Genomic DNA, 21,588 nt, shown 5'->3' with positions numbered 1-21,588 from the left:
ATCACTTTGAAACGGTTGTGTCCTTATGTGCCTTGGTATTAGAGGATAGACCTTTATTCCTAAATCAAGTGATGATATAGAGGCATAAAGGAAATTGTAAAGGAAATGATTCACATTATTGTGGAATTGTTAATAAATTGAGTGCTTTTTCCCCAGACACAATTCGACTGTTTTCTACCTTTTGGCCCCTTTAATTCTAGCGCTCCTATGCTAGATTAGGAGATGTGCTAAAAACAACTTAGGGGGAAAAGGAATGAAGATTAAAGGATTCGCATCACTATCTCTTGCAGTAACACTTTTAATTGCTCCAGGATTCAGTGAAGCAAGTGCAGCAACAACAACTTTAGATTCTCAAGGAACTCAGGTTACAATCGATGGGCTTCCGAAAGCGAAAACAGAAGGCAAGGAAAAGTTCGATAAGCCTGCTAAAGTTGAGCGTTCAACAGTCGTAGACGTATTGGACGAAAAAGGGAAGAAGCTTAGCGAAAAGAAGATAAACAAGAATGTAGATAAAGAAGAAAAGAAAGCAGCGAAAGAAAAGAAAAAGAACGGTAAAGCAACAGAAGGCGAACTATGCATTTTCCTCTGCGGTGGTGGCGGTGGAACTGAACCACCAGAAGAGCCTGCAGCTGGCTCTGCTAAAGTCGTAACGGTATTGATCGCTGCTGACGAAGAATATCGAGCGGCACATAGTGATTGGCAAACACTAACACAAAACATTGTTGAGAATGCAGATAACGGATTTACTCGTGACCACAATATTGATTTTGAAATCAAAGCACTTGGTCAGTGGAGTTCTCAAGGAGCAAACGCTTCTGAAATCCTTCAAGACATGGATCGCGACTGGAATGGCAATGGGTATGACTTTGTTGTAGGTTTCACGAAAGACCCTAACTTCAATTCTGGTGGTATTGCATACGTATATCCGGGTTCACCTAACGGTAGTGCAGTTTCTGTTAACCTTGACCAAGGCGCGACAAACACATGGCATGCTGCACAGCACGAATTCTCTCACAACTACGGTCTTAGCCACGATGCGCAAGGAAGTGGTATTAAGTGCATTATGAACTATGACTATTCTTACAGTGTAGACTACTGGGATCAAGATCACGACGATGAGATTGAAGCCCACAAAAGCTGGTACGGTAACTAAGTAAGGTGATGCAAGTAGAAAGGGTATCTTCGAAGATTTCGGAGATACCCTTTTTTGAGTATTGATTGGCTTGTTATGAAGTCTATAACGTTATGGACGAAGAATATAGATTGAAGAGATATGGTTGGTAGCAAAAAGGCTTGGAGGAAAGTCCCTTTAATTAAGCATCAGAGATCCAAGCAGACATGCCTAGCAATTTTATAAGAAATTATGATATGAAAATTTTCACCTTTTGATAGTAAAAAGCGTCTAATTGGTATCCTATGGAAAATGATAACGCTTAAATCTAGTAAAATAGTACAAAATTCGACCTTTTTTATTAGAATCTTCTAAACTATTGTTTATATTCTCTAAAAATCGGATAGAATAGAATTAACAGCATAGCAAACGTAGCAACGTTTCTATCAATATGAATGGAGGATTGCGCGATGGAGAATCGAAAAGTGTACCAGAATCAGATTTCAGAAAAGAGACAGGAAATGGTTGAACAACTTATCGAACACATCAATGCTTCCACTATAGAACAAAGACAAGACGAACTTAAGAAAGAGATTGACGAAGCTCTTGATCAGCGTAACCAAGAGTTGTTTATGGAACTAACCGACCGTCTTAATTCAATTCAATAAATAATAGTCATATATTTAAGACCGCTTGCTTATAATCTAGTAATCAAACACTCAGGAGGAGATGTTGATGCTAGATTTAGCAGCGGTTTTTCATTTGGCGATGGATTGGATGGTTGAGAATAAAGGGTACAGACTTCAGTCGGTATTTCTTTTCAGTGGTCTCGGTCTATCATTTGTTACTTACTTCTTCTGGTTTGTATCGAAAGGGTATAAGGGTGTGTCTGAATAAGGAGCTATTGCTAGAGGACATCCACTAATCTAACAAAAAGACCCCCAAAGGGGAGTCTTTAGAATGGGATTGTAATAGATTTGGCTTTTGTTAATGATTCTTTATTCTCATCGAATACATCGCTCGTGTGTACCGTAATAGATTCTAGTTTTTCAACATCCGTTTTATTTAAGACAAAGCCAAGCTGACCAGTTTTCTCTTCACCAGGTGCGAAGTCTCCATATAAGTTCTCCAGATAGAAGTCTTCATCAAAACCTTTTTTCTCATTGTTCGTTTCGAGAACAGAGACTGGCGCGAAGTTAACTGTTTGATCTGACGTGTTTTTCACACTTACGCGTAATTTCACGTAGTTAAACTGAGTCTCATTATCTGAATAGCCATGGAAGAAATCAACTAGATCTGGAGAAGGGGAGTAGTTCATCACTTTCACGTCTGAAATAGTTAATTCAACATCTCCGACGGTAGTGGTTTCATTGTAATCTGAGATTGCTTTTAACGTAATCGAGCCATCTTGATCCTCAAATGTTTGACCAACTTCAGTTAATGAGCTGTCATCTGGAGCCTGTGGGCTATCGACGATGTTCTTGTTCTCAGTGGACTCTTTTGTTGATGAGCCTGTGTTCTGATTCGTATCGGATTGTTCTGCTGTATTTGTTGAAGACTCATCCTGAGACCCAGCGTTCTGTTGTTCGTTATTTGCGGCACATCCACCAAGAAAAAGGGATGCCGATAGGAAAATAAGAAGTACATATTTCATTATAATGACCTCCTTCATCATGAAGAAAAATTCCCGCTGCCTTACTAAAGCAGCGGGAGTTTTTGTTTTTCTTTTTAGTGCTTATTACGGTGACCTTTGTCTTTATTATGATCCTCATCATCGTCGTGATCTTTGTTATGGTGATCATTATCTTGCTTTTTATTTAAAAGATCCATAACCATTTGTCCTGTTTCACTGTTATCGTGAAGGCCGATGAAGTTCTCAGATTCTGGACCGTATGCATATACATTTACGTCAACACCTGTGTGCCCGCCAGTTGTCCAGCCAGTACCAGAGCGTAGATCGAAAATTTTCTCAATTGCGTCGTCGATTTCTACTGTCTTTTCAGTCTTTGCTGCTTCTTTTACAGAGGCAATTTCTTCAGAAGTAAGTTCAAGGTCGATGTATTTGTTCAATGTTTCTTCTACATCAGCACCTTCAGCAATTTGAGCTGCCATAAAGTCAGGTGTCTTTTTCGCTGCTTTAAGTGGAGCAGGATTCCATTGGTATTCACCATCGCGACCCATCGTCATTCCGCCTGTAGAGTGGTCTGCTGTAGTGACAACAAGTGTATGCTTGTCTTTCTTCGCGAATTCAATTGCTTTCTGGTAAGCCTTCTCGAAGTCTTCCATCTCGCTCATGGCTGCAACCGCATCGTTATCATGGCCAGCCCAGTCAATCTGGCTCCCTTCAACCATTAGGAAGAAGCCGTCGTCGTCTTTTTTCAGACGGTCAAGTGCTGCATCTGTCATCTCTTCTAATGAAGGAGTATCTTCAGTACGATCAATCGCTTTATCCAAACCTTTTGGAGCGAAAAGACCTAGGATTTGTTCGTTCTTATCCTTAGCAAGCTCTTCTTTAGATGTAACATAGCTATACCCGTCTTTCTTGAACTCTTCAGTAAGATTACGGTCGGAACGTTCAAAGTAAGAAGTACCTCCACCTAGAAGAACATCTACTTTATGTTCACCGTTAATCATTTCATCATAGTAATCATCTGCAATATCGTTATAGTTATTACGAGACTCATCATGTGCACCGAATGATGCTGGTGTTGCGTGATTAATTTGTGAAGTGGAAACAAGTCCTGTTGCTTTTTCGTTTTCTTTTGCTTCTTCAAGAACTGTTTTTACTTCCTCTTTGTCAACGTCAACTGAGATAGCACCATTGTATGTTTTAATTCCAGCTGCCATTGCTGTACCAGCTGCTGCAGAGTCGGTTACAGTTTCTTCAGGATCCCAAGAATACGTTTGTTGAGCACCAACAAGATGTTGGTCAAAAGCTGTTTCTTCCATATATGGTGTTGATTTATCATCTTTAAAAGAACGGTACGCTGTCGTATAAGCTGGCCCCATACCGTCACCGATTAAGAAAATTACGTTCTCGATTTCGTTCTTATCTTTATGGTCTTTATCAGATTTTGCTTCAATACCCGGTGCATTTCCAGCAAATCCTGCAACCGCTAGTGACGAAATCACTGCGAAAGGAATAATTTTTTTCTTAGCGTTTTTGATAAACATATATGAATCCTCCCGAATTGTTTTTGTCTCACACCCCACAGTGTACGTGACCAAGATAAAGGCGATATTAATAGATTGTTAGGTTTGTGTTAAGAAAATAGGGACGAACGATGTGGTCGTAGAATAGGTGATGAGAGCGAATATTAGGTCTTGTTGTCAAAATATCTTTGTATAATAATCAGTTGCATTCCCAATTAGATCGTAATGAAAACGACGTCATGAATGCAACACGTTTAGACGTAATTGGTAGAAAAGGTCGATTAATAAATGGATTACCCCTTGGATATTCCTGCTAGGTATGTCTTTTTTCATAGGGATATTTTCATGCGTATAGCTTATATAAAGCTTTCAATAGATAGGGTGTACCAAAATAGCGAAGACGAAATGGTGTAAAAAAATGAAAATACTGATAAAATTGTCATAATAGTTCAAAAGCAATAAAAGGAGGATACATACGATGGAATTGCTTTCAAATGAATCGGTTATTTATGACTTTAATAAAGACCACCAGCCCGTTAAGGTGGTGCCTTCAGGTGCCACGATTGAGATCTTGACTTACGATTGCTTCGAAAACCAGCTACAAACGGAGGACACGGAAATTACCGGGATTGATTGGGATCGTGTTAATCCTGCGACTGGTCCTATCTATGTACAGGATGCATTGCCTGGTGACGTATTAAAGGTAACGATAGAAAAGCTTGAAATTGGGGAGCAGGGTGTCATGGTTGTTGGCCCAGACCTTGGCGTGATGGGGCATCGATTGAAAGAGATGGAATCAAAAATTATTCCGATTAAAAATGGTAAAGCGCTATTTAATGAACTCGAAATTCCGTTAAACCCGATGATCGGTGTAATCGGAGTGGCACCTGAAGGAGAAGGTGTCTCATGTGGCACACCAGGTGCTCATGGAGGAAATATGGATAACAAGATGATTACTGAAGGGGCAACGCTATATTTCCCGGTTTTCGCAGAAGGTGCCCTATTTGGACTTGGTGATTTCCATGCTGCGATGGGAGACGGTGAAGTGAGCGTCTCCGGAATTGAAGTGCCCGGAAGAGCAACAGTGAAACTTGAAGTAATCAAGGGCGAACCTATGTCTCAACCGATGCTCGAGAATGAAGAAGTTGTTACTCAGATTGCATCAGCAGAAACCCTCGATGAAGCGGTTAAACAAGCAACAGAGCTTATGATCGATCGAATTGCTGAGAGAACTGGAATGCCGATTGGGGAAGTTACAATGCTCATGAGTGCGATTGGACAGGTAGAAGTCTGCCAGGTCGTCGATCCCCTTATGACAGCAAGATTCGTCGTGCCAAAATGGCTTGAAGCAAAACTAGGTGTGCGCTTGATCTAGATGTTCGACAACGTTTGACATAAACCGGGTGGTGCCTGTCACCTGCGAATTCGGGAGGACGTTAATGCGAAGCAAACTCAACGTTATAGCCCTTTCTATAGTAGGGATGATTATTCTTTTTTTCTTCGGCATAAGCTGGTTCTATCCGTATTCAGAACTTAGCTTGAATAAATCTCTCACTTATCATGCGGACCCATATTTAGTGGAGGACTACGTGCAGCAATTGAATGATCTTACTAATAACTTTGAGTCTGTTTCGAGTGAGGATATGACAAATGATCACCTACAATATCTTCTCCAAATGTACGATCAGGAGTGGATGATGAGTGAAGAGTCTGCCAAAATGAATCAAGCTGATATCGATCAGATTGCATTAGACGTGAAAGAAGCGCGAAATCTATTACTTACCCTAGCATTTGAAGAAACCTACTCACCTAATGTCATAAGCCAATTGAAATATGTTATTGAAAATTGCCTTGCTATTGAAGAGAGTGTATATGACTTAAGGGACTCCGAAACTCATTCAAGGGATACGTTACAAACTCAGTACCACAATCTTCATGGAACGTTTGAGAACAGTCTGAGAATGTTACTAACTTTCTATGAACGATATGAGGAAGAGAAAGTGAAGAGCGAGTAGGTTTATAGAATAGAATGTTTAAAAGCGATGCCTTAATTGCGGCATCGCTTTTAAACATAGTTATCCATTGTTTATGTTGAACGATTTCTTCCATAGACCTATCAGTTTGTGAACGCAGGAAACTCTATTCAAGTGCTCCCTATTGAATCCTCTATCAGAGAAGACTAAACTAAACCATAGAACAAAAAGTGACAAAATCCGAGTGGTGCCTGTGAACATAGGACTTTCTTCCTGTAGTGCCAGGCACTTGTCGAAATATAGGAGGAAATTATGATGGTACGTTTTGGTGTGATAGGGACAAACAAAATTACAGAGATGTTTCTGGAAGGGGCTAGTGAGTTAAGTGAGTTTAAGCTCGCTGCGGTTTATTCTAGAACAGAGGAAAAAGCGAAGGCGTTTGCTGAGAAGCATGGTGCAGAAGCAACGTTTACAAGTCTTGAGGAAATGGCGAATAGTGATGTAATTGACGCTGTTTATATCGCCAGTCCAAATTCACTTCATGCTGAGCAATCGGTTATTTTTATGAACGCTGGGAAGCACGTTCTTTGTGAGAAGCCGATGGCGTCAAACGGGAGGGAAGTGAAACAAATGATTGAAGTGGCCAAAGAAAACGGAGTTCTTCTCATGGAAGCGATGAAGTCGACTGTTATGCCGAATATGCAAATGGTGCGAGAGAATTTACATAAGATCGGAAAGATTCGCCGCTTTGTAGCGAATTACGGACAGTACTCTTCTCGCTATGATGCATATAAAGAGGGAACAGTGTTGAATGCATTTAACCCTGAGTTCTCGAACGGCTCCCTTATGGATATCGGAGTGTACGGCGTCTACCCTGTTGTGTCAATGCTCGGTAAACCGAATTCGATTAAAGCAGAAGGAGTCATGCTAGACTCTGGTGTTGATGGTGAAGGCAGTATTTTACTTGGATATGATGATAAAGAGGCTGTTATCATGTTTTCTAAAATTACAGATTCCCATATGCCATCTGAAATTCAGGGGGAGAACGGTAGCATCCTTATTGATAAAATTGGATCTCCAATGAATGTGAAGATCCAGTATCGGGATGGATCAGTCGAAGACCTAAGTCAGCCTCAACAACACACGATGATGTATGAAGCAAAGGAGTTTATCGAATTGATTCAATCTAGTAAGACGGAATCAGATATCAATTCGCATGAAAATTCGCTTCTCTCAATTGAAGTGATGGATGAAGCGCGCAAACAAATCGGTGTGGTTTTTCCGGCAGACAATAGTTAATAAGTAGTAAGCCTTTTCATTCAGCCCGTTTGAACTAGATTCAAACGGGTACGATATTAATAGATGACAACTATTGGAGGGATGAAATTGGCTAGTAAATATGGGGAAGTCGTACAAGAATCATTAAATGCACTATTAGAAGATGAATCATTTTTACCTAATTTCAAAGACGAGGAAAGAAAGAAAGCGTTCACTTCGCTTGAATCGATTCTTTCTACACCAAATCAAATTCAGAAATCCTTTCTACGTGTGCCGCTTGAGAACGGTAAAATTCTCAGAATTCCAGCATTTCGTGTTCAGCACAATAACGCCGTCGGGCCATATAAAGGCGGAATTCGATTTCATGAGACGGTAAAGGAAGATGAAGTGATTAATCTTGCTACACTCATGACTTTGAAAAACACCCTGCATGATGTTCCGTTTGGTGGTGGAAAAGGCGGCGTGGTGATTAATCCACGTGAATTCACAGAAAAAGAATTACATACCATTTCCAAAAAGTACGTTCATAATTTTAGTGACATTCTTGGACCTGATAAGGATATCCCAGCACCTGATGTTGGAACAGGAGAGCGTGAAATGGACTGGATGATGGGAGAGTATAAAAGCATTCATCCCGGTCGGCCATACCGAGGAAGCTTTACAGGGAAGAGTCAGGTAAACGGTGGATCATTAGGCCGAAGAGAAGCAACAGGTAAGGGCGTGTACTATACACTACGCTATATGCTTCATAATTTTGTTAACGAGAACGAAGAATGGTTTAAGAAAAACGATAACCGTTTTGCGAAAACAGCCCTGAACCATACAAAACGTCAGTTAACCATCGGAATCCAAGGCTTTGGTAATGTTGGTTCAGTCGCTGCTCTTGAATCGTACACTTGTAATTATCTCGATACAAAAGTGGTTGCAGTAAGCGATCGGAACGTAACCCTATATAATGAAGAAGGACTCGATATTAAAGGACTAATTGAGTTCACTTCAAATCATGAGGGTGACTTGCCTACAACAAACGAAGCGCTGAGTCAGAATAACATTAAAGCGGAAATTCAAGATCGAGAAGACGTACTCTATCTCGACACAGACGTGTTAATTCTTGCTGCGCTTGAAGATCAAATTCGTGAAGATAACGTAGACAAAGTGAAAGCACGCATGATTGTTGAAGGTGCAAATGGTCCGATTACGCTCGATGCCGATCGTAAGTTAAGTGACGATGGCGTACTAATTATCCCTGATATCCTTGCAAACGCTGGTGGTGTTATTGTCAGTTATTTCGAATGGTTGCAGGGCAGGGAAACGCAGTTCTACAGCGAAGAAGAAGTTTTTACAATGCTGTTTAAGAAAATGAAGGAGACAATGGATACGATCTATCCACAATTCTTCAGCGATCCATTCCCATTAAGACAGAACTGCTATATTCACACTGTGATGAAGCTATCAAATATCCTCTATCGCCATGGTAAATTGTATTAACATATAGAAAGCCCCCTGCCTGATTAAGTGTAATCAGGCAGGGGGCTTTCTAATTCTTAAGTAGCCATCTTCTCTTTAAATTCATTCATTTTCTTAACTGTCTCATCTAGCAACTGATTCATTTTATCAGCATCAGGCTTATCTTTTTTCGCTTCATCAATAAGTGGATAAAGACTTTCTTCTATAGTTTTATATTCGTCAGGATAGTTCTCTTCGATCTGGGATTCGATTTCATCCCAACTTGAATCGATAGACATGCCCAAATCATTGATTTTACCAAAGTCATCGCTTGCATTTTCAAGCGTGCTTTTCAATTCTTCAAGATTTGTAAGGACGGTATTGATTCCTTCGTCCAAGTTAACCGATTTATTCTCTTGTACTCCACTATCAGCGCTCACGTTACCGGCACCTTCTCCACCGGCAGAATCTTCCGTCACACTATTGTTCTCCATGCCAGTACTAGGAGAATTATTCTCCGTTTGGCTACTGTTATCCTCAGAACTATTCGAACCACAGCCAGCGAGTAGCGTCCCAGCTATTAAGCAGCTTGCTAAGAGAATAGGTAATTTCTTTTCCAACAACATCAGCTCCTTTCAAATTCAATTATCGGTTCTCAAAGTTCGTTTTATTCAAACGGAGCTGAAAGTCAATGTTTTTATATAGTAGATGAAGAGAGGGGAGAAATCTCATACCTGCTTTTTCCTAACAAATAGGTACGATAAGAAAATAGCTCCAATCACCCCAGCGCTAATAAGTAAACCGACCCGTTCACTTTCTTGAAAAGCTGCTCCTGCGATCGCTGTTACAATGAGAGCAATCCCAAGGTATGAGGTGAAAGGTGCTCCCATCATTTTAAAATATGTTTTCTTAGTAGGAGCTTCAGCATAGTGGCGACGGTTTTTGATTTGGGAAGCGAGGATCACAACCCAGTTCAGGATAAGCATAATACCTGCTGCCGTTGTTAAGTATTCATATACTTGATCTGGAAGAACGTATGAGATGACAATCATGAAGCTGAGTGCAACAGCATTGACAGCTAAGGCTCTTGTGGCAACGCCTCGCTTCGTATGGACTTTGAGCCCCTTTGGAGCATCACCGGCACGACTGAGGGAAACCATCACTTTTGTAATCGAAAAGAGAGCGCCAACCATTGTGGAGAATGCGGCAGTAATTAGAATCACAGTGAAAATAGATCCGATAAAAGGGATGTGGAATTGAGATAGAGCAGTAACGAATGGACTTTCATCTTCCGTAATGACACTCCAAGAAACCATATACAGCACAAAGAAAAGCGATAGAATGTAGAGAAAGGTAAGTGCAACCACTGTGACAAGACCAGCTTTTGGTGTTTCATCTTTATGTTTCAGCTCGCTCGACATTAAGCCAACAACTGCAATGCCTCCGAATGAAAACAGCACAAATATCATTGCTGACCATGTTCCCATAAAGCCGTTTGGAAAAAGAGTGGTAAACTTCGCCGCCTCCGTTTGAATCGAAGAAGCGGGAGAAACAATGTCGAAAACAAACAGTGTACCAAATCCTATGAAACCAACAAGGGTAGCTAGTTTTACTACAGCGAAAAGTGATTCCGTTGTGCTGAAATTGTTCACTCCTAATAGGTTAATTCCAAGACCTAGTGCTGTATAGACAATCATTAATAACCATAGCGGTACAGCAGGGAACCAGTATTGCGTAAAAAGACCAAGCGCTGTGATTTCACTTGCCATGATTAATAGACCGGAAACCCAGTACATCCAACCACTAATAAACCCCATCGAATGACCGAATGCTGTTTGTGCGTATTTCCGAAAGGAGCCTTCCTCTGTATCATGAACAGACATCTCTGCGAGTGCGCTGAACACTAAGAATGCTATAAACCCTGCAATTAAGTAATTAATGAGTACGGAAGGACCAGCACGTTCAATAGAAAGACTTGTTCCAAGGAAAAAACCTGCACCGATAATCGAACCAATTCCAATAAGCGTTAATTGCCACCAGTGAAGCTTATGATTAGACCCAGCTTTCACTTTCTGCTCCTGCGTCTTCTGAATAGCCTGCTGAACAACATGTTCATTTCTCATAAAAAAAGCCTTCCTTCTAAAAATAAAATGAGTAAAACAACTCATTCCTTATCTTTAGAAGGAACGCCTCATATTATCCGTGGCATGACAAAATATTACATATATCGGGTGGTGACAGGCACTCGCTTACTGAACGGGTACCTCGTCCTTGAATTTCGTTACTGTCTCTACCGCTTCATCTAGTAACATTCTTGTCTTCTCAATATCCACCTCTTCTTTTGCTGCCTCTTCAATAAGTGGAGTTATTGTATCGTTAATCGCAGTATAATCCTTAGGGTATTCCTCTTTTAGTTTTTGATCAAATAAATCCCAATGAGACTGAAGCTGAGTTCCTAATTCATTAATCTTTGAACTATCCTCTGAGGAATTCTCGAGTGCTGTATTCAAACTATCAAGATCAGTAAGAACAGTGTCAATTCCGACATCAAGATTCACTTCACTAGAGTCTGAGCCTTCAGCACCGTCATTAGAATTATTTTCTCCAGATGTATTATCTGACATGCTGTTATCTCCTGAGCTTTCATTCATTGTACTTTCTTCGGTCTGAGTGACGTTATTTTCTTCAGAACCATCGGAACCGCACCCTGCTAGTAACGTCCCTACTGTTAAACCTGTTACTAATAGAATAGAATTTTTCTTTTTCATGATCAAAACTCCTTTCATTATCTTTCCTATATAAAATAATGCTTCCCACAAGGCTTTGCTATCAAACGCTTATATACTCATCGACACACTTCGAGTGTACTCGAGTGGATTCGGGGAGTGCCTGTCACCTGCGGTTAACGTAATCTGGATAATCGGTGATAATGCCGTCTACACCAGTTTCAAGCAGGGATTCTATGGATTCTCTATCTCTTACTGTCCACGTCTGAGCTTCCATTCCATTCTTGTGTATGCGTTCTACATAATCAGAGGTGATGAGCCACATACCTGGATTAACGTAATCAGCATAACCAGAAACTTCAGATAAGCCTTCATCAGACATGGTATAGCTAACGAGTACTCCGGTAGGGACTGAAGGTAGAATAGAGTGGAACGTTTCGACAGAGTCATGATCAAATGATTGTACAATGATTTTGTTATTGTTCGGTTTATCCATATGTCGCTTAGCAAGCTCAGCGGCAACTTTTTCTTCGATTCCAGGGTAAAGGGACGGAGATTTAAGTTCGATCAATATACCTGATTTTCCCCGATAGGCATCAAGCACTTCACCAAGCGTTGGAAGCTTTTCTCCAGCGAATTCTTCTCCAAACCAGCTGCCAGCATCTAGACGCTTTAGCTCTTCAAGCGTCATATTTTTTACTTTTCCTGAACCATCGGTTGTGCGGTCAACGGAGGTGTCATGAATGACAATAAGCTCTCCGTCTTTTGTAAGTTGAACATCGAGTTCAAAATAATCGGCTTTCATTTTAACAGCTTTTTCAAATGCAGCCATCGTATTTTCTGGCGCATAACCTGAAGCACCTCGATGTGCAACGGTTTGGACACTTTTCGAATTCTTACTCGCTAAAACATCCCCATCTGCTACGAAAAATAAACTCATAAAAAGAATAACGATCACACCTGTAGATAGTATCTTTCTCAAAAAAATCTCTCCCTTCCTGTTGTTCACTACCACACTATCTCATCCATATTAAGTGCGAGTGAAGGTGCAGTAACGATTTATAAAGGATTCATGACAGAAAGTGAGAAAATATACCCTGAGGACTTTACACTGTTTTGTAAGCTAACCAAAAGCACCATGATAAAGGTACTTACTAAACTTGATGCAAGAACAGTTTGCAAAAAAGGAATTCCAGCTCTTTTCTCGAATATGTATGATACAAAAAATGAGGTGATAGAGTGAAGAAAAGGGGTTTCTTCAAACTGAGTATGCTGTTGTCTCTATTCACTGTCTATTGCTATTCGTATTGGGAAATGTCCTGGAAAGCTAGCCTATTACCAGCCAATCCTGACTGGAAAAGTCATCTTATTTTCACACCACGTTCGATTTCAGCTTCTAAAGATATTTATGAGATCGACATGTTTCTTTACGCGTTCAAAGTGGCTCCGCTCATCACAAGCCTTTGCTTTCTTTCGCTTTTTGCTATTATTCTTATTCTCATTCAATTTGTAAAAAAGCAGCTTGTCCATATTGGTGAAAGCAATGTCACAAGTTCATAGAAGTCAGGAAGTGGGGCTAATGGCCTCACTTTTTTTGGTGTCATCTATTGATTATTATATGGTAATATTTGGTGAGGGCAATTTGAGAAAGGAAGAGACCATGAAACAATTCAAGGTAGGAGCTGGCTTACTATTTGTAGCGTTGATTATGATGATTGGGCCTTATAATTTATTATATGAGATGAACGAAAGGTGGGCTCTGAAAGCATTTATAAGCTCGAATGATACTTTCAAGGGTGAAGAGATTATAGATATAGACTATAGAGGATCTGATACATATTTTGTTCAAACAAAAGACGGTGAGGAAGTTACGAATTATATCGTAATGAATTATCAATCGTCTGTTATGAATGGTCATTGGAAAGTGTTTGAGGAGTCTCTGAGAGAGAACTATTATTAACGCATAAACGAAAGAACCTGGATGTCCTAGACGCCAGGTTCTTTCATTCGTGAATAATTTTGTACCTATGGAAACGTATGAACATAAATTCGTAAATTCAGATTAATTCGACAAGTAGTAACACATTTCGGGCGGTGACAGGCACCCGCGGATCGAGTTTTGTCGATTTAGATTTGCCTGGATTGGACATAGTAAAACAGACATAAGATTTTTGAGGAGGCAAATCAGCTATGATTAGTATTATTATTGGACTAGCTCTCTTGATGCTACTTGCGTACATGGGCTGGTCAATTATATGGATCGCTCCATTAGTATCCGGTATTGTTGCATTGCTGAGCGGTATGGATATTCTACCTACATATACCGATACGTATATGGCAGGATTCGTAGACTTTGCGAAAGCCTATTTCCCGATATTCTTATTCGGTGCGATTTTTGGAAAGTTAATGGAGGACACAGGGGCAGCACAATCCGTTGCTTACAAAATTTCTAGTGTAATAGGAGAGAAACGTGCAATTCTTGGTATGCTTCTCTCGGCAGCCATTCTGACTTACGGGGGCGTGAGTCTATTCGTTGTGGTGTTCGCTGTATACCCTCTTGCAGTTGCGATGTTCCGTCAGGCTAACGTTTCTCGTAAGCTTATCCCTTCAACATTTGTACTCGGGGCTTTTACTTTTACAATGACGGCTCTACCTGGGACGCCGCAGATTCAGAACATTATCCCAATCAACACGTTTAAAACGTCCACGATGGCAGCACCAATTCTTGGAATTGTGGCTGGATTAATTATGGCGGTTGGAGGATATTTCTATCTTAAATTCCGTGAAAATCAGCTCTCGAAAAATGATGAGGCATTTACCGAACCAAAGGGATCTAATGAAGTGAAAAGCATTAATGAGGAGGAACTCCCTAACTGGATTCTTTCCGTTATCCCACTCATCGCGGTTGTTGTAACGCTTAATGCTTTTGAGAACCTAAGCATTCTAATAGCGCTTCTAATCGGTATCGTGCTCATCATGTTATTTAACTTCAAGAACTATAAGCAGTTTATTAAAGCGATTAATGGCGGTGCTTCTGGATCAGTTATGGCAACAATTAATACTAGTGCCGCTGTAGGATTTGGTTCAGTCGTTACAGCATCACCTGGATTTGAAGCGGTTAAGGATCTCATCTTTGCAATCCCGCTTAGTCCCTATTTCTCAGAAGCCTTCGCCGTTCAACTTCTCGCCATGATAACAGGATCCGCATCAGGTGGTATGGGAATTGCGCTTGAAGCACTTGGGAAAGAGTATTACAACATTGCGATTAATAATAATATGAGTCTTGAAGCATTCCACCGTATAACGGCCGTTGCTTCAGGTGCATCAATTCTGCCACATAACGGTGCGTTGCTAACACTTTTCACCGTAACAGGGCTAACACATAAGGATTCCTACAAAGATGTTTTTGTAGTCGGCCTCATCATTCCAATGATTGCTACGATCGCAATTATTTTCCTAGCTATGATGGGAATTAATTAAATGTACGAAAAGAAATCCCCGCTGCTCTCGATATGAGATCAGCGGGGATTTTATTTGTCTTTTTGTTTACTGAGCAGTATAACCACCGTCAATTACTGCAGCCTGACCTGTAATGCTCTTTGCCTTTTCACTAACAAGGAAGATGGAGTAATCTGCTACTTCCTGAACTTGGATTAAGCGCTTTTGAGGGACAAGAGGATATATTACTTGCTCTAATGCTTTCTCTTTCTCGATGTTACGTGTTTTAGCTAGATCTTCCAGCTGATTCTGAACGAGTGGGGTATCTACATAACCGGGGCAAATTGCATTTACTGTAATGCCGTGATCTGCTCCTTCAAGCGCTGCAACCTTTGTGAGGCCAATAATACCGTGTTTTGCACTGTTGTAGCCTGCTTTTCCTGCAAATCCAATTAATCCATTAATGGAAGCCATGTTAAGGATGCGACCATAACCTTGTTCTTTCATAATTGGAAACACATGCTTAATGGCATAGAAAGGACCCTTTAGCATAATATCAAGGATTAAACTATACTTCTCACTTGGAAACTCTTCAATTGGTGCAACGTGTTGGATTCCGGCATTGTTTACGAGAATATCAATACGTCCAAACTTCTTAACCGTTTCATCGATTGCATTCTTCACATCTTCTTCTTTCGCAACGTTAGCGACAACACCTTCAACTGTGAATCCTTGTGACGTTAAGCTCTCAACTGATTCCTTTAACGTATCTTCGTTGATGTCATTTAGCATCACCTTCGCGCCAGCCTTTGCAAATTCTGTAGCTATTTCTAACCCAATTCCCTGACCTGAGCCAGTAATTAATGCGCATTTACCTTCAAGCATCGTTGCATCCTCCTTAAATATGAATCATCAATTGTTAGGATACCCAAATGCCCTTCAAGATATTTCGCCTTTTTTCGACCAAAACCGGGTGGTGACAGGCACCCGCGAACCGGCGACCCGCGAGCCACCGTACACAAAAAAAGACGCACCCCCAAGGGTACGTCTTCGAAATAACTTATTTCGTGATATTCTGATCTTTTGCCATTTCCTTCGCGACTTTAGGCGCTAGCCATATCATCGGTAGGAGCAGTAGTGATACCGGAACAGCTGTTACAACGATAAAGTTCTGTAGCTGTGTAATACCACTGTCTCCAGTAATCAACAAGATCACAGCAACAGTACCCATTAGAATTGCCCAGAAAACACGAAGCCATCTTTGGGGATCGCCTTCACCTGTAACGGCCATTGCAATGGTGTAGGACATCGAATCACTTGTTGTAACAACGAATAGAATCGTTAGAAGTAAGAACAACGGTGAGATGATGCTAGCAAGCGGGAACTGTTCGGTAATCGCGAACATCGCTGCTGGGTTACCTGCTGCATTGAGTGCTTCTGAAATTGATCCAGCGTTTGTCAGTTCAAAGTAGATGCCGGACCCGCCAAGAACAGTAAACCAGAACGTTGAAATCACTGGTGCAAAAATCGATACAGCAATGATAATGTCTCGAATCGTGCGCCCTCTTGAAATACGACTTACGAGAATGGCCATCATTGGACCATACCCAATGAACCAGCCCCAGAAGAAGACAGTCCAGAAGGAAAGCCAGCCAGTATCTGCGCGGAATGTACTCATTGTTACAAATTCATTAATGTAAACACCAAAGCCTGAGATAAAGTGGTCTAAAATAAAGCCACCAGGACCGAAGATCACAATAAAGACCATTAAACCAATTGCAAGACGGACATTAAAGCTACTTAAGTACTGAATACCTTTATATAGACCAGTTACGGCTGAGATCGTTGAAACCACAACGACCGCAAGAATGATTGAGAACTGTGTACTGAACTGATTTGGTATACCGAAGATCGCCTGCAAACCATAACTTGCCTGTAAACCTAGGAAACCAATCGGTCCGATAGTACCAGCTGCAACAGCAATAACAGAAAATGCATCAACGAGCGTTCCGAACCAGCTGTGGCGCAGCTTTTCACCGAAGATTGGATAGAGAAGCGTACGCGGTTTCATCGGCATACCTCTATGGTAATGACCGTACATCATAACAACAGCACTAATCGTTCCAAGAATTGCCCACGCAAGGAAACCCCAGTGCATGAAACTCTGTGCAAGTGCTGTATCAACTGCACTTTGTGTACCTGCTTCGATCCCTTTTCCATCTTGAGAAGGGGGAACTGTTAGGAAGTGATACATCGGCTCAGCCGCTGCCCAGAACACACCGCCACCTGCAAGAAGTGTCGCCATAATGATGGATAACCACTTGTATAAGCTTAGCTCGGGCTTGTCAATGCCTCCTAGTTTGATTTTTCCATATTTCGAGAAGGCTAAGCCAATCCCTACGAAGAACGTCGCTAGCATTAAGATCTGCCAGAAAGCCCCGAAATATTTCGCTGACCAGGCAAAGCTTGAGCTTACGATGTTTTCAACTAATGAAATATCGAAAAGTGCAAGAAATACGAAGAGGACAAGAACTCCACCACTTATTCCAAAGACGGGCCAATCAATTCGACCAGTTTCTTTATTTTTCATATACGACTCCTTTAATCTCTTTTTAAACACAATTACTTACTCTATCACTACGGTTAGTATGGTGTAAAGTGTAGGGATTTAATCTGATAACTCACATTATTAGACTTATCAAACCTTTATCTATCAGTATTTTCCACCACATCCTTTTTATGTAGAAAAATAGTGAAAAAAGTCGAAAAGGTAACGTAATTGAAGAATACCCACTATCTTGAAAACGAAACAGGGAAGAAGCAGATTGCTGCTTCTTCCCTGTTGGTATTGCCATTTTAAAACGCAACAAAAAATGGATGTTTCTCTTCGTCTAAACAAAATTCAATTCTCTGTCGAAAATTATTCCAAGTGACCATATCAAGCGCTACATCAATAGGGACTCAGGCGATATCGTTAACTTCCCGCCATTTGCTTTTGCTAGAAACAAATTATTAAAGATAGAAGAGACTCCTGGAATACGCCACAGAACTTCACGATTTCGATGTCTGCTCCTGATTCTTCTTTCGCCTCTCTCTTAGCGGCCTCAATCAAAGATTCACCTTCTTCCACTTGACCGCCGGGAATCTCCCAACCTCTACGTGGCCCTTTAATTAATAACATTTCGTTTGCTTCATTCAGGATCACGGAAGTAGCTGAAACAATGTGTTTGGGGGGATGATACGAATAGGGTTCAGCGGTTGAGGTTAGAAAATCCTGTATGCTCTCAAGATAGAGCTTTCCTAGTTCCTTTCTCCGTGCTTGAGCTTTTTGATGCAAGTTACTCGTTCTTATTTGCTTTCCAATCTTCTCGTAGTGATCGAAACTTTCGTATTCCCATATCGCTGTAATTTCATCCTGCTTTTCATTCACCCATCTTCCAATTAGTTTTGCTCCATGTTTCATTTGGTTTGGATATAAATAGGTATGGAAAAATTCGTTGAATTGGTTTAGTTTTGGAGGAATGATTTATCACCTAATTTATTTCGATCAATTTGGTTTATCTTCGCGTTATGATAGAGTAATTTTACGATAAGTGATGAGGGAGAGATTGTATGTCGAATTTAAAAAATCAGGTCATTCTAGTCACCGGTGGTAACCGTGGTCAGGGAAAAGCGATTGCTGAGTATCTTGCGTCATTAGGTGCATTAATGGTGATAGGTGCTCGCCGTTATGAAAGTGCTAAAGAAGTAGCTGAATCGATTGGAGATCAAGCTTATCCTGTGGAACTTGATGTGACAAAGGAGTCACACTGGGAGGCAGTGATGAAAGAGATAGAAGATCAATTCGGGAAAATTGACGGGCTTATTAACAATGCTGGAATCTTAAAACGGAAAGCATTTACGGAGTTAACAATTGAAGAGTATCAAGAGCTAATTAACGTGAATCAGCTTGGCGTTTTTCTCGGGATGCAGGCCGTTCTTCCTTTAATGGAAAAGCAGCAGAAAGGGTCTATTGTAAACAATGTATCCATTTCTGCATTTGCCCCGATCGGTCATTCAAGTGCATATGCTGCAACTAAAGCGGCAGTTGTTGCTATGTCTAAAGCTGCGGCAATTGAATTAGGTCCAAAAGGAATTAGGGTTAACATGATTCACCCCGGTGGAGTCGAAACCAAGATGGCAACACAGGGCGAAGGGGTTCCTGAATTCTATAGTTCCATTCCACTTGGCCGTATCGGCCAACCTGTTGAAATTGCAAGAGCGGTCGCATTCCTTGTTTCAGATGAAAGCTCTTATTGCACTGGAACAGAAGTAATCGTGGATGGAGGCATGACGTTGGGGTCTGCCAATGTTTAAAAGGTAGAGGTAACAAAGAATGGATGAGCTTACCGAATAACCTCATTCGACAAATTCCAGCATAAAGCGGGTGGTGCCTGTCACCACCCGCTTTTTCTTTGTCATGAACCGTGCTTTAGGCTGGAGCATATGGTGTAGGAGAATGAAAGCATGCGTAGAGAGTGAACTTGCTTTACGGCCTGATGTTAAAGAGTGTGGTAGGGTACTTTTATGAACGAAAGACCGCGTCATCCTTCAATGAATCAGGGCTGTCACATAAGGGGGTAATCCGACAATGGCGAAAGATCCAAAGCCAAATTTTCTTATTCTTATGGTCGATCAAGAACGATATCCATCCGTTTATGATAATAAAGAATTGAGGGAGTGGAGGAGGAAGAATTTAATCACACAGGAATTATTAAAAGATAATGGCTTTGAATTTAAGAAACATTATGCTGGTAGTACAGCCTGTTCACCGAGTAGAACAACGCTTTACACAGGACAGTACCCATCGCTTCATGGTGTTACGCAAACAAGTGGTGCAGCGAAAACACCATTTGATCCTGACATCTTCTGGCTTGATCGAAATACAGTTCCTACGATGGGGGATTACTTACGCACGGCTGGATACCGCACGTACTGGAAAGGGAAGTGGCACGCATCTGAAGAAGACATTCTCATTCCTGGAACGAACAACGCGTTAGCAAGTTATACGTCTACAGGAGTACCTGATGAGGAAAATGTTGAACAGTATCTTAATGCTAGTCGACTAGATGAATTTGGTTTCGACGGATGGGTTGGGCCTGAGCCACATGGCACAAATCCCCGAAATTCAGCTTCATCTGCTGCAGTTGGAATCAGCGGTCGAGACGTTATTTATGCGGCTGAAGTAGTGGAGTTAATTCAATCTCTCGAAAAAGAAGAGTCTGACGAATCTCCATGGATGATTATGAGTTCGTTCATTAACCCCCACGACATTGCGCTATACGGCGTATTTGCAGCCCAAAGTGGCTTATATGATTTCAAAGTCGACCCATCTGTTCCAAATATTCCGCAAGCTCCTACTGCTGGAGAGTCGCTACGAACGAAGCCGACTGCACAAAGAAGCTATCGCACAACTTACCCGAAAGCACTGCAGCCACTGAAAGATGACCTTTTCTATCGTCAATTGTATTATTCGCTACAAAAGCAAGCAGATGATGAAATGCATAAGGTGTTTACAGCACTGCAAAAATCCACCTTTTATGAAAACACCGTTGTGATTTTCCTTTCAGATCATGGAGAGCTATTAGGCGCTCACGGACAGCTGTATCAAAAATGGTACAACACATATGAGGAGTCGATTCATGTTCCGATGATTATCCACAGCCCAAAGCTTTTCTCAGGAAGACAGAGCACAACGATGTTAACGAGTCATGTTGATGTCCTTCCTACGATGTTAGGGCTCGCCGGAATTAATCCAAAAAAAGCGCAAGAAACATTAAGCGTTGATCACACAGAAGTCCACCCTCTAGTTGGGCGAGATCTTACTCCGCTACTGAAAGGGAAAAGAAGGTTTGATCGTGCTAATGAGCCGCTTTATTTTATGACAGATGATGATGTAACTAGAGGGTTAAACCAGGTCTCCGTCACTGGGCAACCTTACGAATCCGTCGTCCAACCAAATCACATTGAAGCAGTAATCACCACACTTCCAACTGGTGAAGAAAAGAAACATGAGCTTTGGAAGTTCTCAAGGTACTACGATAATCCTCAGTTCTGGAGTAATCCAGGAGTTCAGGATGTGGTTCTTCACGAGGATACTCCAGTGCCTCCGAATTCAGATGTCCAGTATTCGCACTGCGTGACAACGACTAAAACAACACCGCTACCTGATGAATTCGAATTGTATAATTTGTCCTCTGATCCTTTAGAAGAACGAAATTTAGCCGACCCAGCTTACCAAACACCAGAAACAAATAAAATACAAGCGCGGTTGAGCGTGATGCTTGAAGAACAATGTCGTAAGAAAAGGTTATCCCCAAGCAGTGGCAACGTACCTGGAATGCCATCCTGTGAATTCTAAGTACAAAAAGGTGTCCCATCTATACCAAGATGGGGCGCTTTTTTTATTGAATAAAATTTTTTT

General features: G+C 41.2%; 20 protein-coding genes and 2 pseudogenes. 12 read left to right on the top strand and 10 right to left on the bottom strand.

Going from position 1 to position 21,588, the window contains the following annotated elements:
- Window positions 1-253: 253 nt before the first annotated feature.
- From JI666_RS09930 to JI666_RS09920, 3 genes are all read left to right on the top strand, one after another.
- Window positions 254-1,153: a zinc-dependent metalloprotease gene (locus tag JI666_RS09930; RefSeq protein WP_206891319.1), complete on the top strand. Its 900-nt coding sequence runs from the start codon at window positions 254-256 to the stop codon at window positions 1,151-1,153.
- 428 nt (window positions 1,154-1,581) lie between these two features.
- The gene (locus tag JI666_RS09925; RefSeq protein WP_206891317.1) at window positions 1,582-1,779 is read left to right on the top strand and encodes an IDEAL domain-containing protein; all 198 of its coding nucleotides are present in this window, start codon (window positions 1,582-1,584) and stop codon (window positions 1,777-1,779) included.
- Between the two features lie 67 nt (window positions 1,780-1,846).
- Window positions 1,847-2,008, top strand: a complete 162-nt coding sequence (locus JI666_RS09920; protein ID WP_206891315.1) for a hypothetical protein — start codon at window positions 1,847-1,849, stop codon at window positions 2,006-2,008.
- Window positions 2,009-2,066: 58 nt separating this feature from the next.
- Here the strand turns inward: JI666_RS09920 and JI666_RS09915 are convergent, their stop codons facing one another.
- Both JI666_RS09915 and JI666_RS09910 read right to left on the bottom strand, forming a co-directional pair.
- Complete coding sequence (locus tag JI666_RS09915) at window positions 2,067-2,765, bottom strand: DUF4352 domain-containing protein (RefSeq protein WP_206891314.1); 699 nt, start codon at window positions 2,763-2,765, stop codon at window positions 2,067-2,069.
- A 74-nt stretch (window positions 2,766-2,839) separates the two neighbouring features.
- Complete coding sequence (locus tag JI666_RS09910) at window positions 2,840-4,285, bottom strand: alkaline phosphatase (RefSeq protein ID WP_211201480.1); 1,446 nt, start codon at window positions 4,283-4,285, stop codon at window positions 2,840-2,842.
- A gap of 457 nt (window positions 4,286-4,742) precedes the next feature.
- Here JI666_RS09910 and JI666_RS09905 point away from each other — a divergent pair, with 457 nt between their 5' ends.
- From JI666_RS09905 to JI666_RS09890, 4 genes are all read left to right on the top strand, one after another.
- On the top strand, window positions 4,743-5,639 hold the full coding sequence (locus JI666_RS09905; protein ID WP_206891312.1) for an acetamidase/formamidase family protein: 897 nt from the start codon (window positions 4,743-4,745) through the stop codon (window positions 5,637-5,639).
- A 64-nt stretch (window positions 5,640-5,703) separates the two neighbouring features.
- Entirely contained in the window at window positions 5,704-6,279 is a 576-nt protein-coding gene (locus tag JI666_RS09900) for a hypothetical protein (protein ID WP_206891310.1), read from the top strand.
- Window positions 6,280-6,552: 273 nt separating this feature from the next.
- Entirely contained in the window at window positions 6,553-7,536 is a 984-nt protein-coding gene (locus JI666_RS09895) for a Gfo/Idh/MocA family protein (protein ID WP_206891439.1), read from the top strand.
- 87 nt (window positions 7,537-7,623) lie between these two features.
- On the top strand, window positions 7,624-9,003 hold the full coding sequence (locus tag JI666_RS09890) for a Glu/Leu/Phe/Val family dehydrogenase (protein WP_286170712.1): 1,380 nt from the start codon (window positions 7,624-7,626) through the stop codon (window positions 9,001-9,003).
- 56 nt (window positions 9,004-9,059) lie between these two features.
- Here the strand turns inward: JI666_RS09890 and JI666_RS09885 are convergent, their stop codons facing one another.
- The 4 genes from JI666_RS09885 to JI666_RS09870 all read right to left on the bottom strand — a co-directional run bounded on the left by JI666_RS09885 (window position 9,060) and on the right by JI666_RS09870 (window position 12,669).
- On the bottom strand, window positions 9,060-9,581 hold the full coding sequence (locus tag JI666_RS09885; protein ID WP_206891309.1) for a hypothetical protein: 522 nt from the start codon (window positions 9,579-9,581) through the stop codon (window positions 9,060-9,062).
- Between the two features lie 108 nt (window positions 9,582-9,689).
- The gene (locus tag JI666_RS09880) at window positions 9,690-11,084 is read right to left on the bottom strand and encodes an amino acid permease (RefSeq protein WP_206891308.1); all 1,395 of its coding nucleotides are present in this window, start codon (window positions 11,082-11,084) and stop codon (window positions 9,690-9,692) included.
- Window positions 11,085-11,210: 126 nt separating this feature from the next.
- On the bottom strand, window positions 11,211-11,729 hold the full coding sequence (locus JI666_RS09875) for a hypothetical protein (RefSeq protein ID WP_206891307.1): 519 nt from the start codon (window positions 11,727-11,729) through the stop codon (window positions 11,211-11,213).
- Between the two features lie 124 nt (window positions 11,730-11,853).
- Window positions 11,854-12,669 carry a glycerophosphodiester phosphodiesterase gene (locus JI666_RS09870; protein ID WP_286170711.1) on the bottom strand — a complete coding sequence of 272 codons (816 nt, stop codon included), beginning with the start codon at window positions 12,667-12,669 and terminating at the stop codon, window positions 11,854-11,856.
- 257 nt (window positions 12,670-12,926) lie between these two features.
- Here JI666_RS09870 and JI666_RS09865 point away from each other — a divergent pair, with 257 nt between their 5' ends.
- The 3 genes from JI666_RS09865 to JI666_RS09855 all read left to right on the top strand — a co-directional run bounded on the left by JI666_RS09865 (window position 12,927) and on the right by JI666_RS09855 (window position 15,167).
- On the top strand, window positions 12,927-13,247 hold the full coding sequence (locus JI666_RS09865; protein ID WP_206891306.1) for a DUF4306 domain-containing protein: 321 nt from the start codon (window positions 12,927-12,929) through the stop codon (window positions 13,245-13,247).
- Between the two features lie 100 nt (window positions 13,248-13,347).
- Window positions 13,348-13,647 carry a hypothetical protein gene (locus tag JI666_RS09860; RefSeq protein WP_206891300.1) on the top strand — a complete coding sequence of 100 codons (300 nt, stop codon included), beginning with the start codon at window positions 13,348-13,350 and terminating at the stop codon, window positions 13,645-13,647.
- A gap of 230 nt (window positions 13,648-13,877) precedes the next feature.
- A complete protein-coding gene (locus JI666_RS09855) occupies window positions 13,878-15,167 on the top strand; it encodes a GntP family permease (protein ID WP_206891299.1) in 1,290 nt (429 codons plus the stop codon).
- A gap of 66 nt (window positions 15,168-15,233) precedes the next feature.
- Here JI666_RS09855 and JI666_RS09850 read toward each other — a convergent pair whose 3' ends face one another.
- The 4 genes and pseudogenes from JI666_RS09850 to JI666_RS09835 form a co-directional block, all read right to left on the bottom strand.
- Window positions 15,234-16,010 carry a 3-hydroxybutyrate dehydrogenase gene (locus JI666_RS09850; protein WP_206891298.1) on the bottom strand — a complete coding sequence of 259 codons (777 nt, stop codon included), beginning with the start codon at window positions 16,008-16,010 and terminating at the stop codon, window positions 15,234-15,236.
- A 175-nt stretch (window positions 16,011-16,185) separates the two neighbouring features.
- A complete protein-coding gene (locus JI666_RS09845) occupies window positions 16,186-17,715 on the bottom strand; it encodes a BCCT family transporter (protein WP_206891297.1) in 1,530 nt (509 codons plus the stop codon).
- 266 nt (window positions 17,716-17,981) lie between these two features.
- Window positions 17,982-18,306, bottom strand: a pseudogene (locus JI666_RS09840) (NUDIX hydrolase).
- A gap of 150 nt (window positions 18,307-18,456) precedes the next feature.
- A pseudogene (locus tag JI666_RS09835) lies at window positions 18,457-18,648 on the bottom strand (NIPSNAP family protein); the annotation flags it as partial.
- Between the two features lie 89 nt (window positions 18,649-18,737).
- Between JI666_RS09835 and JI666_RS09830 the strand changes: the two are divergent.
- A complete protein-coding gene (locus JI666_RS09830; RefSeq protein WP_206891296.1) occupies window positions 18,738-19,481 on the top strand; it encodes an SDR family NAD(P)-dependent oxidoreductase in 744 nt (247 codons plus the stop codon).
- A gap of 274 nt (window positions 19,482-19,755) precedes the next feature.
- Entirely contained in the window at window positions 19,756-21,525 is a 1,770-nt protein-coding gene (locus tag JI666_RS09825) for a sulfatase-like hydrolase/transferase (protein ID WP_206891295.1), read from the top strand.
- Window positions 21,526-21,588: the final 63 nt, after the last annotated feature.

The organism is Bacillus sp. NTK071, assembly GCF_017303315.1.
Lineage (GTDB): Bacteria > Bacillota > Bacilli > Bacillales > Guptibacillaceae > Guptibacillus.
This window is presented reverse-complemented; position numbering and strand designations above follow the sequence as displayed.